Origin of the sequence: Methyloceanibacter caenitepidi (assembly GCF_000828475.1) — a bacterium.
GTDB lineage: Bacteria > Pseudomonadota > Alphaproteobacteria > Rhizobiales > Methyloligellaceae > Methyloceanibacter > Methyloceanibacter caenitepidi.
On record NZ_AP014648.1, the window covers coordinates 2,774,860 to 2,789,343 of the forward strand.

Annotated in this window: 18 protein-coding genes; 7 read left to right on the forward strand and 11 right to left on the reverse strand. The window is 61.9% G+C overall.

The genetic code is table 11. The features are described from left to right. Window positions 1-15 precede the first annotated feature (15 nt). From mtnA to petA, 7 genes are all read right to left on the reverse strand, one after another. Window positions 16-1,095: an S-methyl-5-thioribose-1-phosphate isomerase gene (gene mtnA, locus GL4_RS13155; protein WP_045368193.1), complete on the reverse strand. Its 1,080-nt coding sequence runs from the start codon at window positions 1,093-1,095 to the stop codon at window positions 16-18. 70 nt (window positions 1,096-1,165) lie between these two features. Continuing rightward, a complete protein-coding gene (locus GL4_RS13160) occupies window positions 1,166-1,705 on the reverse strand; it encodes an adenine phosphoribosyltransferase (protein WP_045368195.1) in 540 nt (179 codons plus the stop codon). Window positions 1,706-1,817: 112 nt separating this feature from the next. Next, on the reverse strand, window positions 1,818-2,693 hold the full coding sequence (locus tag GL4_RS13165; RefSeq protein WP_045368196.1) for an S-methyl-5'-thioadenosine phosphorylase: 876 nt from the start codon (window positions 2,691-2,693) through the stop codon (window positions 1,818-1,820). A 61-nt stretch (window positions 2,694-2,754) separates the two neighbouring features. After that, on the reverse strand, window positions 2,755-3,312 hold the full coding sequence (locus GL4_RS13170) for a hypothetical protein (RefSeq protein WP_052464516.1): 558 nt from the start codon (window positions 3,310-3,312) through the stop codon (window positions 2,755-2,757). Between the two features lie 10 nt (window positions 3,313-3,322). After that, window positions 3,323-4,147: a cytochrome c1 gene (locus GL4_RS13175; protein WP_045368197.1), complete on the reverse strand. Its 825-nt coding sequence runs from the start codon at window positions 4,145-4,147 to the stop codon at window positions 3,323-3,325. Then, entirely contained in the window at window positions 4,147-5,409 is a 1,263-nt protein-coding gene (locus GL4_RS13180; RefSeq protein ID WP_045368198.1) for a cytochrome b, read from the reverse strand. The genes GL4_RS13175 and GL4_RS13180 overlap by 1 nt, the downstream gene beginning before the upstream one ends. Window positions 5,410-5,417: 8 nt before the next feature. Next, a complete protein-coding gene (gene petA, locus GL4_RS13185; RefSeq protein WP_045368199.1) occupies window positions 5,418-6,020 on the reverse strand; it encodes a ubiquinol-cytochrome c reductase iron-sulfur subunit in 603 nt (200 codons plus the stop codon). Between the two features lie 360 nt (window positions 6,021-6,380). Between petA and hemF the strand changes: the two genes are divergently transcribed. After that, window positions 6,381-7,283 carry an oxygen-dependent coproporphyrinogen oxidase gene (gene hemF / locus GL4_RS13190; protein ID WP_045370146.1) on the forward strand — a complete coding sequence of 301 codons (903 nt, stop codon included), beginning with the start codon at window positions 6,381-6,383 and terminating at the stop codon, window positions 7,281-7,283. Window positions 7,284-7,421: 138 nt separating this feature from the next. On the opposite strand, the gene GL4_RS17565 is transcribed toward hemF, so the two are convergent. After that, entirely contained in the window at window positions 7,422-7,577 is a 156-nt protein-coding gene (locus tag GL4_RS17565) for a hypothetical protein (protein WP_156137599.1), read from the reverse strand. Between the two features lie 407 nt (window positions 7,578-7,984). Between GL4_RS17565 and GL4_RS13195 the strand changes: the two genes are divergently transcribed. The 3 genes from GL4_RS13195 (at window position 7,985) to GL4_RS13205 (ending at window position 10,215) form a co-directional block, all read left to right on the forward strand. Further along, window positions 7,985-8,203 (forward strand): cold-shock protein, encoded by a 219-nt coding sequence (locus tag GL4_RS13195; RefSeq protein WP_045368201.1) that lies wholly within the window; start codon window positions 7,985-7,987, stop codon window positions 8,201-8,203. 259 nt (window positions 8,204-8,462) lie between these two features. Further along, the gene (locus GL4_RS13200) at window positions 8,463-8,876 is read left to right on the forward strand and encodes a BA14K family protein (RefSeq protein ID WP_052464517.1); all 414 of its coding nucleotides are present in this window, start codon (window positions 8,463-8,465) and stop codon (window positions 8,874-8,876) included. Between the two features lie 388 nt (window positions 8,877-9,264). Continuing rightward, window positions 9,265-10,215 carry a fatty acid desaturase family protein gene (locus GL4_RS13205; RefSeq protein WP_045368202.1) on the forward strand — a complete coding sequence of 317 codons (951 nt, stop codon included), beginning with the start codon at window positions 9,265-9,267 and terminating at the stop codon, window positions 10,213-10,215. Between the two features lie 89 nt (window positions 10,216-10,304). Here the strand turns inward: GL4_RS13205 and GL4_RS13210 are convergent, their stop codons facing one another. Continuing rightward, window positions 10,305-10,946, reverse strand: coding sequence for a class I SAM-dependent methyltransferase (locus GL4_RS13210; protein ID WP_045368204.1), 642 nt, complete (start codon window positions 10,944-10,946; stop codon window positions 10,305-10,307). A gap of 86 nt (window positions 10,947-11,032) precedes the next feature. On the opposite strand from GL4_RS13210, the gene GL4_RS13215 reads away from it, so the two are divergent. Continuing rightward, a complete protein-coding gene (locus GL4_RS13215; protein ID WP_045370150.1) occupies window positions 11,033-11,935 on the forward strand; it encodes a LysR family transcriptional regulator in 903 nt (300 codons plus the stop codon). Window positions 11,936-12,140: 205 nt separating this feature from the next. Further along, window positions 12,141-12,563, forward strand: coding sequence for a CBS domain-containing protein (locus GL4_RS13220; protein ID WP_045368205.1), 423 nt, complete (start codon window positions 12,141-12,143; stop codon window positions 12,561-12,563). A gap of 3 nt (window positions 12,564-12,566) precedes the next feature. Here GL4_RS13220 and GL4_RS13225 read toward each other — a convergent pair whose 3' ends face one another. Further along, window positions 12,567-13,061, reverse strand: a complete 495-nt coding sequence (locus GL4_RS13225) for a DM13 domain-containing protein (protein ID WP_045368207.1) — start codon at window positions 13,059-13,061, stop codon at window positions 12,567-12,569. 247 nt (window positions 13,062-13,308) lie between these two features. Here GL4_RS13225 and GL4_RS13230 point away from each other — a divergent pair, with 247 nt between their 5' ends. Next, complete coding sequence (locus GL4_RS13230; RefSeq protein ID WP_045368209.1) at window positions 13,309-13,986, forward strand: hypothetical protein; 678 nt, start codon at window positions 13,309-13,311, stop codon at window positions 13,984-13,986. Here GL4_RS13230 and GL4_RS13235 read toward each other — a convergent pair. Further along, the gene (locus GL4_RS13235; protein ID WP_045368210.1) at window positions 13,983-14,249 is read right to left on the reverse strand and encodes an usg protein; all 267 of its coding nucleotides are present in this window, start codon (window positions 14,247-14,249) and stop codon (window positions 13,983-13,985) included. The two genes, GL4_RS13230 and GL4_RS13235, sit on opposite strands and share 4 nt — an antisense overlap. Window positions 14,250-14,484 lie beyond the last annotated feature (235 nt).

Here is a 14,484-nt window from a genome sequence, read left to right on the forward strand (position 1 = left end):
AAGGTGCCTCCTACCTCACGAGTATAATAGAGACAGCCCCTCGCGCGAGGCAGGCGTCACGCCGCGCTCGGTGATGAAGCCCGTGACCAGCCGCGCCGGCGTGACATCGAAAGCGTAGTTGGCCGCGCGCGATGCCGGCGGTGCAATCGCAACGGTCTCGACCTTTCCGTCGGGCAATTGCCCGGTCATGTGGGTCACCTCGCTGGCGTCGCGCTGCTCGATGGGAATTTCGCGTCCGTCGTCGAGCGTCCAGTCGATGGTGGAGTGCGGGAGGGCGACGAAGAACTGAACCCCGTTGTCCTTGGCCGCGAGCGCCTTCAGATAGGTCCCGATCTTGTTGGCCACGTCGCCATTGGCCGTGGTGCGGTCCGTGCCAACGATGCACAAATCAACGAGCCCCGCCTGCATCAGATGCCCGCCCGTGTTGTCAGCGACGATCGTGTGCGGCACCCCGTGCGCGCCCAGCTCGAACGCCGTCAGGGACGCGCCTTGATTGCGCGGCCTTGTCTCGTCCACCCAGACATGGACGGAAATCCCCTTGTCGAAAGCCTTGTAGATCGGCGCCAGCGCCGTTCCCCAATCCACGGTGGCGAGCCAGCCGGCGTTGCAGTGGGTGAGGATGTTGACCGTCTCTCCCTTCTTGCGTTCGGCATGGGCCTCGATCAGCCCCATCCCATGCTCGCCGATCTTCCGGCACGCCTCGACATCCTGGTCGCAGATCTCCGCCGCCCGGGCGAAGGCGCCGGCAACGCGCGCGTCCGCGGGGAGCGGCTGAAGGTGCGCCACCATCTCGTCGAGGGCCCAACGCAGATTGACGGCCGTCGGCCTTGTGGCGGCCAGCACATCGCAGGCGCGGGCAAGACCTGCATCGGAGGCGTCCTCCCGCATGGCGAGCGCAACGCCATAGGCCGCCGTCGCGCCGATCAGGGGCGCGCCGCGCACCTGCATGCTGGAGATGGCATGGGCGGCCTCCTCAAGCGTGCGCAGCGTGACGATCTCGAGAGCGAACGGAAGCTTGGTCTGGTCGATGATCTCCGCGGAGACGCCATCGCTGCCGAGCCAGATGGTGCGATACGGTTTGCCGTCAATGTTCATGGAACCGCCTTAGCACACCTGCCGAGGTCCGTAGAGCCCCAAGACGTCAGGGTCCCCGGCCGTTTTGGACCTAGTCGCCCTCGAAGGCCATCAGCGTGTGGCACGGCACGCCGAGTTCGGTAAGGCGCGCACGCCCGCCGAGATCCGGCAGGTCGATGACGAACGCAGCGCCAACGACTTCGGCCTTGAGTTGACGCAGCAGCTCCACGGCCGCGACGGCCGTTCCACCCGTGGCGATCAGATCGTCCACAAGCAGCACCGGTTCGCCGGGGCTCAGCGCGTCCTCGTGGACCTCGATGACGTCGACACCGTATTCGAGTTCGTATTCCTGACCGATCGCCTTGGCAGGCAGTTTGCCCTTCTTGCGGATGGGCACGAAGCCGCAATGCATGCGGTCCGCCGCGGCCCCGCCCAGGATGAACCCGCGCGCCTCGATGCCTGCGACGGATTCGACTCGCTGATCCTGGAACGGCGCCACCAGTTGCTCGACGGACGCACGAAACCCGGACGGATGACCGAACAACGTGATCACGTCGCGAAACATGATGCCGGGCTTCGGGTAATCCGGGATCGTCCGCACAAGGGACTTGATGTCGATATCGGTGGTCATCAGGCAACGGTCTCCATCTCAGGAAGGCCCACGGTCAAGAAAGCCAGGAGGCAGGCGATAGGCGAAACGCTTTGATAGCGGAAGGCGCGTCCGCTGACCAGGACAGGTGCATCTAGCCGTTCAGCACCCGGCCGGCGACCGCATCGAGCTTCTTGAGGAGCGCGGGGTCGCGCGCTTCCGGCGCCGTGATGATGGCGGTGTCGAGCGCGCGGTCGGACCCAGCGGGGCATTCTTCGTGCTCGCGCGGGAAGTCACGGGCGAGCCGGCCCACCAGACGCGCCGCCTTTTCCGCATTGGCCGTGAGCACGCGGATGATGTCCTGCACCGTGACCGCGTCGTGGTCCGGGTGCCAGCAATCGAAATCGGTGACCATGGCCACGGTTGCGTAGCAGAGCTCCGCCTCGCGGGCGAGCTTGGCCTCGGGCAGGTTCGTCATGCCGACGACGGAATAGCCGAGATTCTTGTAGGTCAGACTTTCTGCAAGGGTGGAGAACTGCGGGCCCTCCATGCACACATACGTGCCGCCCCGCACGAAGGGGATCGATTCCGCGTCGGCAGCCTCGGCGATCCGCATGCACAGGCGCGGCGCCACAGGATGGGCCATCGATACGTGGGCCACGCAGCCCGTGCCGAAGAACGAGGTGGCGCGGTTGTGCGTGCGGTCCACGAACTGATCGACGATCACGAAGGTGCCCGGCGGCAGTTCTTCCTTGTAGGAGCCGCAAGCCGATAGCGAAACGAGGTCAGTGACCCCTGCCCGCTTCATGACGTCGATATTAGCACGATAGTTGATGTCGGTCGGCGACAGACGGTGCCCCTTGTCGTGGCGGGGCAGGAAAACGATCGGCAAACCGGCGATATCGCCGAACCGAATCGCGCCCGACGGGTCGCCCCAGGGGCTCTCGATGCGCTCCTCGCGCACGTTCTCAAGTCCCGGCAGGTCATAGAGACCCGACCCGCCGATAATGCCGAGCACTGCTTTCGTCATACGTCCCTCTCGGTGAATGAAGATGCGGCGGCGTCTTGCCCTGGCCTAGGTCCGGCCAAGCTCACTCGCCTACATGCATGTAGACCAAGGCCCAGACATGGCTGCCGCGGTTGTCTTTTCCGACTGTTTCGCCCTCTTTGCGCGTGTTCATGAGCCACAGCGGTCCCTGACCGTTCAGGCCAAGAGGCTCCCCGTCGGCCTCGAGCGCGAGAATATAGTCCGAGCCGTCGATGTCTTCGGGCAAGAGATAGCCGCTGTACCCGTCCGACGCGACGAAGCGCGTCTTGACCTTGGCGGCTTCGATCGCGACCAGCACGTCTTGCAGAAAGGGCCCCTTGAAGACCGCTTCGCTGCCGAGCTCCGGAGTCACGGCGGTCACCGTCCCTTGCGGCAGGGCCAGCAGCATCTCCCGGTCAAAGGCATACGCGTTCTTGAAATCGACCTTCAGCTTGGCCAGCGCGCTGTCGCGGTTCTCATCGAAGGCCCCGCGATTGGTCTTGCCCACCAGTCCTCCGACGGTGAGCAGCACCATTCCTTTCGGCCCGGGCTCACCCTCGTCTTGGGCGAAGGCCGCGATGCTGACGAGCGCGATACAGCAAAAGACGAGCGCCCGCAGCATCGATCGCGTCCTAGGTATCGGTCTTGGTTGCGTGCTGGGCCGCGTGGTCGCGTCTGTGGATGGGACCCCAGACCGCCTTCTTTGCGAGGAACATGATCACCGCGAAGACGATCAGGAAGATCATGATCCGTGCGCCGACCTTGTAGCGCTGTTCCAGCGTGGGCTCGGCCGCCCACATCAGGAAGGCGGAGACGTCCTTCGCATAATTCTTGACTGTGGGCTCGGTGCCGTCCGTGTACTCCACAACTCCGTCCGACAGGGGGTTCGGCATGGCAATCTGATGACCGGGGAAGGCGGCGTTGTAGTGCATTCCTTTGCTCATCTTCATGTCGTGCGGCGCTTCTTCGTAGCCGGTCATCAGCGCATAAAGATAATCAGGCCCACCGGGGCGGGCCTTGGCGATGACCGACAGGTCCGGCGGTAGCGCACCGTTATTGGCATTGCGCGCGGCCTGCTCGTTCGCATAAGGCGCCTTGAAGTGGTCCGACGGCTTGCCCGGACGCAGGTACATCTCGCCCTTTTCATTAGGGCCGTCCGAGATCTGCGCCTGGGCCGCGAGCGCCTTGACCGCCGCTTCGGAAAACTGCGGACCGCCCGGCTGCCCGAGATTGCGGTAGGACAGCAGGTTCATCGAGTGGCAGTTCGCGCAGACGAACTGGTAGACCTTGTAGCCGCGCTGCAGCTGCGCGCGGTCGAAGTGACCGAAGGGCGGCGCGAACGACCACTCCTGCGCTTCGATCGCCGTGCCGTGGCCGTCGTCCGCGGCATGGGCGATGCCGGGAAGCGCGACGGCGAGAGCCGCGACGGCGGCAAAGAGATTCAAGACGTTCCGCATCACGCAGTCCCCCCGCTGGAGCTCGTACCCTTCTTTCCGAGCACCGACTCGGTGATGCTGCCCGGCAGCCTCTTCGGCTTTTCGATCAGTCCCACGACGGGCATGATGATCAGGAAGAAGGCGAAGTAGTAGAAGGTGCAGATGCGCCCCCAAAGAAGCTTCCAGCCTTCCGGCGCCTGGGAGCCGAAATAGCCCAGGGCCAGGCAGCAGATCACGAACAGCCAGAAGAACCATTTGAAGATCGGCCGATAGCTGACGGAGCGGATGCGCGACGTATCGAGCCACGGAATGAAGAACAGCACCACGATCGCGCCGATCAAACCGATGACGCCGAGCAGCTTGTCGGGAATGGCCCGCAGGATCGCGTAGAACGGCAGGAAGTACCATTCGGGCACGATGTGCGGCGGCGTCTGCAGCGGGTTGGCCGGAATGTAATTGTCCGTGTGGCCGAGATAGTTCGGCGCGTAGAACAGGAACACGCCGAACAGAAGGCAGAACAGCACGATCGCGAAGCCATCCTTGATGGTGAAATAGGGATGGAACGGCAGCGTGTCGGACTTCGTCTTGACGTCGACGCCCGTGGGATTGTTGCTGCCCGGAATGTGCAGTGCCCAAATGTGCAAGATCACGACGCCCGCGATGATGAACGGGAACAGGTAGTGAAGCGCGAAGAGCCGGTTCAGCGTGGGCTCGCCCACCGAGAACCCGCCCCAGATCCACTGCACCAGCGTCGTGCCCAGCCCCGGGATCAGCGTGTCGAGCGAAGTGAACAGGTTGGTGATCACCGTCACGGCCCAGAAGCTCATCTGACCCCAGACCAGCGAGTAGCCCATGAAGGCCGTGGCGATCATCAGAAACAAGATCAGCACACCGAGCATCCACAGGATCTCGCGCGGAGCCTTATAGGACCCGTAATAGAGCCCGCGGAACGTATGGACGAAGGCGGCGAAGAAGAACATCGAGGCGCCGACGGCGTGCGCGTAACGGAGCAGCCAGCCCCAGTTCACGTCGCGCATGATTTTCTCGACGGAGTTGAAGGCGCCGTCCGTGGTCGGCACGTAGTGCATGGCGAGCACGATGCCCGTCACGATCTGCACGGCCAGCATGAAGCTCAGGATCGCGCCGAACGTCCACCAATAGTTGACGTTGCGCGGCATCGGGAAAACCCCGAACTGGTCGTGCATCAGCCGCGGAATGGGCAGACGCGTGTCGAGCCAGCGCTCGATGCCGGTAGAGGGCTTGTAAGTCGATTCGTGCGCCATGATCCGCCCTATCCGATCTTGATTTTGGTGTCAGAGGTGAAGGCGTAAGGCGGGATGTACATGTTCTCCGGCGCCGGCCCCTTACGAATGCGGCCCGCCGTATCGTACTGCGACCCGTGGCACGGGCAGTACCAGCCGCCATACTCGCCCTTGTAAGAGCCGACCGCCTGACCCTGCGGAATGCAGCCGAGATGGGTGCAGATGCCGATCATCACGAGCCAGGGCTCTTTGTCGGTCGCTGCCCGGTTCTCGTCGGTGGCGAGAGCGGTGTCCGCCAGGTTGGCGTTGCGCGCCAGTTGATCTGGCAAGTCGTTCAGCTTCACGTCCTTGGCTGCGTCGACTTCCTCGGCCGTCCGATGGCGGATGAAAATCGGCTTGCCGCGCCACATGACCGTAATGGCCTGGCCTTCCTCGACAGGAGCAAGGTCCACCTCGATCGAGGCCAGCGACAGGGTCGAGGCATCGGGGTTCATCTGATCGAGCAAGGGCCACAATGCGGCCGCGCCGCCAATGGCCGCAAAGGCCCCGGCGCCGATCAGGATCACGTCGCGCCGGGACGGATCGTCGTCATGAATAACGGAAGGATCGGTGGAACTGTCTGAATTGGCCATGAAGCCAAACGCTCCTAATTTAGCGGAGCCGAAGAGAGCAAAAGCCCAGCCTCTCGGCTCTCTTAAGTTATGGCACCGTGCGTGCCGAATTCTGTTGTTGCCCAACAAACGGGCACGATGCGTGCCGCAAATTTGTTATTGCCCAGCCTCGCGCTGCGGTGCAACGCGATTCATGGCGGTTTTCTGTCATTGCCAAGGGATGTTGTCCAGCAGACACAGTGGTCAAATTGGCGCAGGCAATTCCTGATAAAGATCAAAGGGACGCCAATGTTGGCAACGCCATGATGCATCCATGTGACGGATACGAACCGCTAAGGTAGATGGATCATGCAAGAAGAAAACGTCATCGAACGGGAAACCATGGACGCGCAAGGATCGGAAAAGCCTACGTCGAAGAGCAGCTTCGAAGCCAATAAGGAGCGGGCCGCCCGCTGGTTCGAGGAACTTCGCGACCGCATGCTGGCCGCGCTCGAAGCGGTCGAGGATGCCGCCGAAGGGGCGCCCGGCTGCGAGGGCAAGGAAGCCGGCCGCTTCACCCGTAAGCCCTGGACCCGCGAGGAAGGCGGCGGCGGGGTCATGTCCCTGATGTCGGGCCGCGTATTCGAGAAGGTCGGCTGCCATACGTCGACAGTCCACGGAGAATTTCCGAAGGAATTCGCGGGCCAGATCCCGGGCGCATCGGAGGATCCCCGTTTTTGGGCCAGCGGCATGTCCTTCATCGCCCACCCGACCAATCCCAACGCCCCCACCGGCCACATGAACACCCGCATGGTGGTGACCTCAAAGGGCTGGTTCGGCGGCGGCGGCGACCTCACCCCCGTTCTCAACCGGCGGCGCACGCAAGACGACCCGGACGCGAAGGATTTTCATGCGGCCATGAAGGCCTCCTGCGAGGGCCAGCCCTCGGCCGACTATCCGCGCTTCAAGGACTGGTGCGACGAGTATTTCTATCTCAAGCACCGGAAAGAACCGCGCGGCATCGGCGGCATCTTCTACGACTATCTGGATACGGGCGACTGGGAGGCGGACTTCACCTTCACCCAGGAAGTGGGCAAGGCCTTCGTCGACATCTATCCGGAGCTGGTAGCCCGCAATATCGGCACCCCCTGGACCGAGGAGGATCGCACCGAGCAGCTCATCCGGCGCGGGCGCTATGTGGAGTACAACCTGCTCTACGACCGGGGCACGATCTTCGGCCTGAAGACCGGCGGCAACGTGGACGCCATCCTGTCCTCGATGCCACCGCTCGTTATGTGGCCTTGAGCGTTCGTCTCCGGCAATCGCCGAACTTCAATCTCCGAGGACCCCATGGAGTCATCCCTCCCCTTGCGGGGAGGGATTGGTGCCGAACGCTGTGGCCGTGCTTGGAACTGCCACGACCATCCATGTGAGCGCGGCGCCCTACCCCCGGATACCGGCGTACATCAGCGGGGTCTGGTCCGCGAACTGGGTGGCGGTCTGGGCGTCGGCGAGGATGCCGGCGGCGATCGCGAGGGCTGCGAGAGCGACAAACGCCAGCGCGAAACCTGCGATCATCTTCCCCGTGATTTTCCCCATGACCTGTTCCCTTCCTTGGCACCGGCGCGCGTCCTTTCCGCGCGTCGTAGGAACAGGTTTAGTGAGGAGCGGCTGAACCCAATCTGAGAGGGCCGTTCATCTTGCGTACAGGTTTTGGTTAACGGCCCGGAAACCCTTTGCCTGCAAGGGTCGGAGCCCCGAAAGAGGCCCAAAAATACTTGCCAAAAGTGCCAGAATGCCGCATCTTTAGGGGCACCGGGCGCCCGCTGTTGGGCGTGGACGAAGACGACGGTAAGCGACGAACGTAGCCAAGAGCACGACCCTTTCCTGACATCTGAAGACGCCAGAGGCGCCTTCCTTGAGGAGCTCGATGGAGATCACCTCAAGCGAAGGGGTCACATGGCCCGTTATTTTGAACTTAGCGAACGGGAAAGGACTCCCACACAATGTCTCGTGTCAACGGCACCGTGAAATTCTTCAACCACACCCGCGGCTTCGGCTTCATCGAGCCGGAAGACGGCGGCAAGGACGTGTTCGTCCATGCTTCCGCTGTGGAGCGCGCTGGCATGCCGCCCCTGAACGAAGGCGACAAAGTCTCCTTCGAGATCGAGGACGACCGCCGCGGCCGCGGCAAGCAGGCAGCGAATATCCAGGCTGCGCAATAGCGCCTAGGACTGCCCGACGGCACACCGCCGCGCGCTTGTAACAAGCGCCAGCAGACTTTCGAAAACCGCCGGCCCCACACGGGGTCCGGCGGTTTTTTCTTGACCGCAAGGGAACTTGCCCGGCCCGCCAACGTTCAGGCCAGGTTCATGTGGCCGCCCCTAGGGTGCCATGAACGGGGGGCAGATTGCCCCACGGATCTGGGGGGCATTCAACCTGCACGGCGCCCGGAGGCAGCGGCGCCACATCCGAGGAATACAGATGATGGGTCGGAAATCGTATTTTGCATTTGTCGCTGCGCTGGTCGCAGTCTTCGCGCTGGTGGCGGCGGCTCCGGCGGAAGCCGGACGCGGCCATGGCAATAAGGGTTGGCGGGGCGGCCCCGGCGGTCCCTATGTCCAGAACAACTACTACGGCCGTCCTTACGGCTACCGGGGCGGCAGCAATGTCAGCGCACTGGGCGCCGGGCTCGTCGGCCTTGCCGCCGGCGCGGTGATCGGCAGCGCCCTCACTCCCAAAACGGTCTATGTGACTCCGCCGGCCCGGCCCGTGGGCTACCGTCCGGAGCCCTGGACGGAGGATTGGTATGCCTACTGCTCGTCCCGCTACCGGAGCTTCAACCCGCGCTCGGGGACTTTTGTCGGCTACGACGGCTACGAGCATTTCTGCCGCTAGACCCGCCGGTGCAACCGATATCGCTTGATGCAGCACAGCCCGCCGGTCACAGCCGGCGGGCTGTTGCACGCACGCCACAAGCGTCTTGAGCGGGTCCACAGGCACAACCGGCACGCGGCTGTCGCCGTCGCCCTAACGCGCTGATTTCCTTTGCTGGTTGCTTTTCATCAACCCTTAATGACACTGACATTCATTGCGTCTTGAACGCGATGCCGTCACGGCCCAAAATTGCGACCGTTTCCGGACGCGTTTAGCGCGGCACGCCATATTTTGTTGCCAGCCGCCGTGTTTTGTTGTCTTGACGCAAAGTCGTATCGCGCCGCCGCGATTATCGTCTTGACGGTGTTGGAAAAATCGAAGCTTAAGAATCCGAGGACAGTTGCAGCCCATGTCCGTTGTCGCCGAACCCGCGATCACTGAAATCTCCCGCGACCAGCCAAACGCCCCGGCAGACCGAGAAGCCCTCAAGAAGATCCGGCCCTATCAAGGCATGGTGGCTTGGCCGACCGTGTTTCTGGCGATCGGCATCGTGGCGTCTTTCGTGACCGTGTGCACGCTCGGAACGCTGGGGATCATCCCGCTATGGCTCGGACTGATCCTCAACAGCCTCATTCTCTATGCGGACCAGACGCCGCTGCACGAGGCCTGCCACGGCAATATCGCCGGAAAGAACTCGCGCTATCTGTGGCTGAACCATCTCGTCGGCTATGTGTGCGGCACCATCCTGCTGCACGAATACAAAGCCTTCCGCTACATGCATCTGGCGCATCACCGGGAGACCAACGATCCCGAGCTCGATCCCGATCATTGGGTCGCGGTGAACAATCCGTTCCTGCTCGTGTGGCGTTGCCTGACGATCGTGTTCGTCTACCACAACTATTTTTGGCGCCACATCGCCTTCCATCCGCATGTGCCCGGCATGCGCAGCCTCTCGATCCAGATCGCTCTGATGAACGGCCTCTACTACGCGGTCATCATCGGGCTCTGCGTGATCGGTTATTGGCGCGAAGTTCTGATGCTGTGGGTCCTGCCGCACATCTTCGCTTCCGCGCTCATCATCTACTTCTTCGCCTATCTGCCCCATAAGCCGCACAAGGTGCGCGAACGCTATCGCGACACGAACGTGTTCTGGGTGCACGGCAAGATCATCGAACCGATCGTGGACTGGCTCTACCTGTTCCAGAACTTCCACCTGATCCACCACCTGTTCCCGCGCATCCCCTTCTACAAATACAAGGACGCATTTGCGGATCTGCGGCCGGTCCTGGAGAAGGAACACGCGCATATCTACGAGTACGATTTCGGCCCGCACCGCGAAGCCGCAACCGAGGCGCGCTAGCGGCGCGCAAGCCTCACCGCGAATACGACAATAGCCGGGTGCGAACCCGGCTATTTTTTTGCCACGGCGACGCTTGGCCGAAGATGGGGTCAGGCCAGCTTCCGCGCGACGATGAACGGCACGGAGACATCTGTCGCGAAGTGCCGGGTCTCGAGGATCTCGAACCCATGCGCCTCGATCTGCTGCTTGAGTTCCGCCTCGCGCTGAAAGCGGACATAGGGCGCCTTCCCCAAAGCCTGCAGGATGGGCAGAGCAATCTTCATCAGCCGCCACTTCAGCGGCGCCTTCGGCCCGAGCCCACAAAAGGTCTTTGAGATGAACAGACCGCCCGGCTTCAGCACGGATGCGATCCGGCGCAGATCCTCATCGAGGGTGGGCAGCAGGTGCAAAAGGTTGAAGCCGAGCACCGCATCGAACGGCGTGTTCTTGGCTGCGATTTCGCCGACGGCCGCGGTTGTGAACTCGACGTTGCGCGCGCCTTTTTCGAAGGCCTTGTGGCTCGCGATGCGGATCATACCACTGGAGATATCGCTGCCCACATACTCTTGGACACTGTCGCAGAGCCGCAGAGCCGTGGTGCCGGTACCGCACCCCACTTCCAACACACGCTGATCCTCTTCGAGGTAGTACCGCGTGCGATCGAGCGTGGCGTCGTAGGCCGCCTCGTTGGCGATCGGCTGCTTTGCATATTTCTCCGCCTGGGCGTCCCAAAACTGTGCTGCGTGAACCATGGATGGGCTCCTTTCGTGGACGCAGAGTGCCATGCATATTTCAAATGTGAATTGTCAAAATTCGCAGATTGTATATGCAAATTTGCATGAACTGGCAGGCTATCACGTTCGACTGGAATCAGGTCAGGGCTTTTCTCGCGACGGCCGAAGAAGGCTCTTTTTCCGGCGCAGCTCGGGTCCTGGGGCTGACGCAGCCAACCCTTGGGCGTCAGGTCGCGGCGCTGGAAGAAGATCTCGGCGTCATGCTGTTCCAGCGGATCGGCCGAAACCTCGAACTGACCCCGTCGGGCCTTGAGCTTCTGGACCATGTCCGGGTCATGGGCGACGCGGCACACCGCGTGTCGCTGGCGGCCTCGGGACATAGCCAGGCCATCGACGGCGTGGTCCGGGTGACGGCGACCAACATCTACGCGGTGTATTTCCTGCCGCCGGTCATCGAGCGCCTGCATGAGATCGCGCCGAACCTCGAAATCGACATCGTCGCGTCGAACGAGCTGCGTGACTTGAGGCGGCGCGAGGCCGATATCGCAATCCGCCACGTGCGCCCGCAAGAGCCGGAGCTCGTCGGACGGCTGGTCAACGAAAGCGACGGCAGCCTCTACGCCTCGAAACGCTATCTCAGCAAATATGGACGTCCCCGTTCGCCCGCGGACCTCGAGGGTCACTACTTCATCGGCAGCAACAACCAGCAAGAGATGGTGAACTATCTCGGCAGGCTTGGAATCACGCCTGCGCGCGAGAACTTCCGGTTCGGCTCCGACTGCGCCCTCGTCATGTGGGAGATGGCGCGCCAAGGCTTCGGCATGTGCCTCATGGCCGCTGCCGTCGCCACCAGGACGCCGGGCATGGAACCCGTCTTTCCCGACATGGCGCCCATGAAGTTCCCGACCTGGCTCGTCGCGCATCGGGAGCTCTACACAAGCCGCCGCATCAGGCTTGTCTACGACACGCTCGCCGAGTTTCTGTCGAACCAGAGCGAAACCTCCTGAGCCCGCGGCAATAGTTCCGCCGGCCCGCGCATGCCGTGCAATAAGAAGCGCCGCTAGAGACGGCGCGCGACGGCTGCAAGCCCGCTCCGGACGGCATTTCTATATCCGGCTGCGGCGCCGGGCATCAAGGGCGCCTTGTTCCGCATCAAAGTACGGCTGCGACAAATGTGCTAACGTCTTGGGGTCCTGGAGATTGGAGGGCGTCATGACCAACAGAAGGCTCGCCGACATCTTGGGGGATCAGAGGCTCCTGGCGCTGAGGGAACATGCGCCGGTTCGCGAAGCCTGCCAGTGCATGTGGGAGCGCCGCAAGGGATCGGTCCTCGTGATCGATCAAGACAGCCGGCTCATCGGCATTTTCACCGGCCGCGATGCCGTACGCGTGCTCGCCGAAGGCCGGAACGCCGACGAGACACCCCTGCTCGAAGCGATGACGCCCAACCCTGTGACCGCGCGTCCCGCGGCCAGCGCCGTCGACGCCTTGCGCACCATGAGCGACCGGGGCATCCGCCACCTTCCCGTGGTGGAGAATCACACGATTTTCGGCGTCGTCTCCCGCAACGACTTCAAGGGTATCGAGATCGATCGCCTCGACGAAGACGATCACCTGTCGGAGTGTCTCCGCTAGGCGCTATGTCGCTCCTTGCTCGAATGTGAGGTCGGCCGGAGAGATCAGCACACCGAATTGTTGGCACCAGATGACCACCGACGGAAACTTCTCGAGATCGACGCCGTCGGGGATCGCATAGTTCTGGCTGCCCTTGAAAGCCCGCAATCGCCCGAGGTCCACATACATCGTGTCCTTCACGTCGTCGGACGACCGGATACCGGCTTTCGGCACAAGATAGACGTGATAGTCGGGGCCCGGCCCAACCTCGAAGTCTTCGCCGAGAAAGACCGTCTTCGGATAGACGCTCACCTCGCCCTTGCCGTAGTGGATGGGATCGGCCGGGTTCGCATGAATGAATGTGCCCTTGGCGACGAGCGCGCCCGCCTCATTGCGGTCGAGCGTCTCCTTCGCCTCCGGCGGCGGGAACAGATAGGGGAAGGCGAAGATGCCGAGCCCCAGGCCCAGCACCAGCCCGATCAAAATGCCCGAAAAGAATCCTTTGATGAATCGCCACATGTCACCCCCCTCCGATGCCCGTCGACCACGCCCAGCGAGGCTAGGAGCTTGCCATGGCGTGGGCATGAAGGCGAGCGGCGTAGCACCGTTCGAACGGATACGTTCGCAAGAGCCTCTTGGTGAAGTCTTCGCCCTCCTGATCCGACCAACTCTGCGAGACTTTGCAATTGTTAGTTGTTTGGCGCCATAGTGGAAGAGTCTTCGCAAACCTCGTCCTGCAGTTGGCACAGGAAAAAGCACTGAGAGCATGATGCGAACACCGACCGCCCTGTTGATATTGATTGCCTGCTCGGTTTGGGTCTTGCCCGTTGTCGCTCCTGCGTCGCCGAAATGGCTCCCAATCGAGAAGTCTGAAGTCTTGGCATTGTTTGTCAGTGAGTTCGGACTCGGCAATGACGACATTCTGTCGATGGAACAGTGGCTAAATCAGTTGCGTATCAAATATGCGGATGACCCCAAACGCTTGGCGCGCGTGAACGAAGAACAATCAAGGATGAAGGCAGAGCAAGGGGACGAAGACGAAATCTGGTTCGTGGGTAGACGCTCGCTTCCTCTCTTGGTTGCGATGATAGGAGTTGGAGAACAGGTCCACTCGCTTCGCATAGGAGTTCCAGTTGTGAACCTCTCCAAGGAAGAAGGTGAACGAACTTTTAGAGTCCTGTCAGACCTTTTCGAAGCCATCTATCCCGATTGGTCTGATGCCAAGAACTGGCCAACCACGAGCCTAAAGGACTCGTGGAATCGTCTTGCAGCGATGCAACGTGGCGATGACCCGGACAAGACCCTTGTGCGAGAGACCCGAAATGGGATTACAAGCACCACATTTGGAGTCCCACCTGACCTCGTGATCTATGCAGTAACCGTGCGGAAACGGTGCCTGCCGACCGCAACCACCGGAAATCCGTATGAACGTATTGTCTGCTAATGCACCTGTAGTTCGCCCGCCACGAAGCTGAACTCGGTCGGAGAGATCAGCGCCTTGTGCGCCACGCGCACCCGGTAGAGAGGCCCGTCCAGACTGGCGCTCCAAAAATCGAGGAACTCTGAGAGCCGCGGGAAACGCGGCGCAAGATCGAAATCCTGCCAGACATAGCTCTGCAGAAGCTCCCGGTGATCGGGCAAGCGATAGAGAATTTCGGCTGTGGTGAGCGAATACCCAGCCATTTGATCGGCGAAGGCCTGGTCCATCAATCCTCGTCCCCCATTTTTCATAGTGTTTTGGACTCTTCGATGCTATGACCGTCCCGCACCCTCGTCCAGACGATTTATTGAGCAATATCAGCGCATTGGCAGCACACGATGGGGAGTGCTAATTTTTTGGCACTCCCACCTTGAAAGTGCCAAAAACCCGCTCTAAATAGGCTCTCAGAGGATCCCGGTTCTCGGGTAACACCCTCGATTCACGACAATTTTTTGGACAATC

What these genes read in the sequence shown, in the direction of transcription:
- mtnA (WP_045368193.1), bottom strand. Translation starts at nt 1,095, where the DNA reads ATGAACATTGACGGCAAACCGTATCGCACCATCTGGCTCGGCAGCGAT.
- GL4_RS13160 (WP_045368195.1), bottom strand. Translation starts at nt 1,705, where the DNA reads ATGACCACCGATATCGACATCAAGTCCCTTGTGCGGACGATCCCGGAT.
- GL4_RS13165 (WP_045368196.1), bottom strand. Translation starts at nt 2,693, where the DNA reads ATGACGAAAGCAGTGCTCGGCATTATCGGCGGGTCGGGTCTCTATGAC.
- GL4_RS13170 (WP_052464516.1), bottom strand. Translation starts at nt 3,312, where the DNA reads ATGCTGCGGGCGCTCGTCTTTTGCTGTATCGCGCTCGTCAGCATCGCG.
- GL4_RS13175 (WP_045368197.1), bottom strand. Translation starts at nt 4,147, where the DNA reads ATGCGGAACGTCTTGAATCTCTTTGCCGCCGTCGCGGCTCTCGCCGTC.
- GL4_RS13180 (WP_045368198.1), bottom strand. Translation starts at nt 5,409, where the DNA reads ATGGCGCACGAATCGACTTACAAGCCCTCTACCGGCATCGAGCGCTGG.
- petA (WP_045368199.1), bottom strand. Translation starts at nt 6,020, where the DNA reads ATGGCCAATTCAGACAGTTCCACCGATCCTTCCGTTATTCATGACGAC.
- hemF (WP_045370146.1), top strand. Translation starts at nt 6,381, where the DNA reads ATGGACGCGCAAGGATCGGAAAAGCCTACGTCGAAGAGCAGCTTCGAA.
- GL4_RS17565 (WP_156137599.1), bottom strand. Translation starts at nt 7,577, where the DNA reads ATGGGGAAAATCACGGGGAAGATGATCGCAGGTTTCGCGCTGGCGTTT.
- GL4_RS13195 (WP_045368201.1), top strand. Translation starts at nt 7,985, where the DNA reads ATGTCTCGTGTCAACGGCACCGTGAAATTCTTCAACCACACCCGCGGC.
- GL4_RS13200 (WP_052464517.1), top strand. Translation starts at nt 8,463, where the DNA reads ATGATGGGTCGGAAATCGTATTTTGCATTTGTCGCTGCGCTGGTCGCA.
- GL4_RS13205 (WP_045368202.1), top strand. Translation starts at nt 9,265, where the DNA reads ATGTCCGTTGTCGCCGAACCCGCGATCACTGAAATCTCCCGCGACCAG.
- GL4_RS13210 (WP_045368204.1), bottom strand. Translation starts at nt 10,946, where the DNA reads ATGGTTCACGCAGCACAGTTTTGGGACGCCCAGGCGGAGAAATATGCA.
- GL4_RS13215 (WP_045370150.1), top strand. Translation starts at nt 11,033, where the DNA reads ATGAACTGGCAGGCTATCACGTTCGACTGGAATCAGGTCAGGGCTTTT.
- GL4_RS13220 (WP_045368205.1), top strand. Translation starts at nt 12,141, where the DNA reads ATGACCAACAGAAGGCTCGCCGACATCTTGGGGGATCAGAGGCTCCTG.
- GL4_RS13225 (WP_045368207.1), bottom strand. Translation starts at nt 13,061, where the DNA reads ATGTGGCGATTCATCAAAGGATTCTTTTCGGGCATTTTGATCGGGCTG.
- GL4_RS13230 (WP_045368209.1), top strand. Translation starts at nt 13,309, where the DNA reads ATGATGCGAACACCGACCGCCCTGTTGATATTGATTGCCTGCTCGGTT.
- GL4_RS13235 (WP_045368210.1), bottom strand. Translation starts at nt 14,249, where the DNA reads ATGGACCAGGCCTTCGCCGATCAAATGGCTGGGTATTCGCTCACCACA.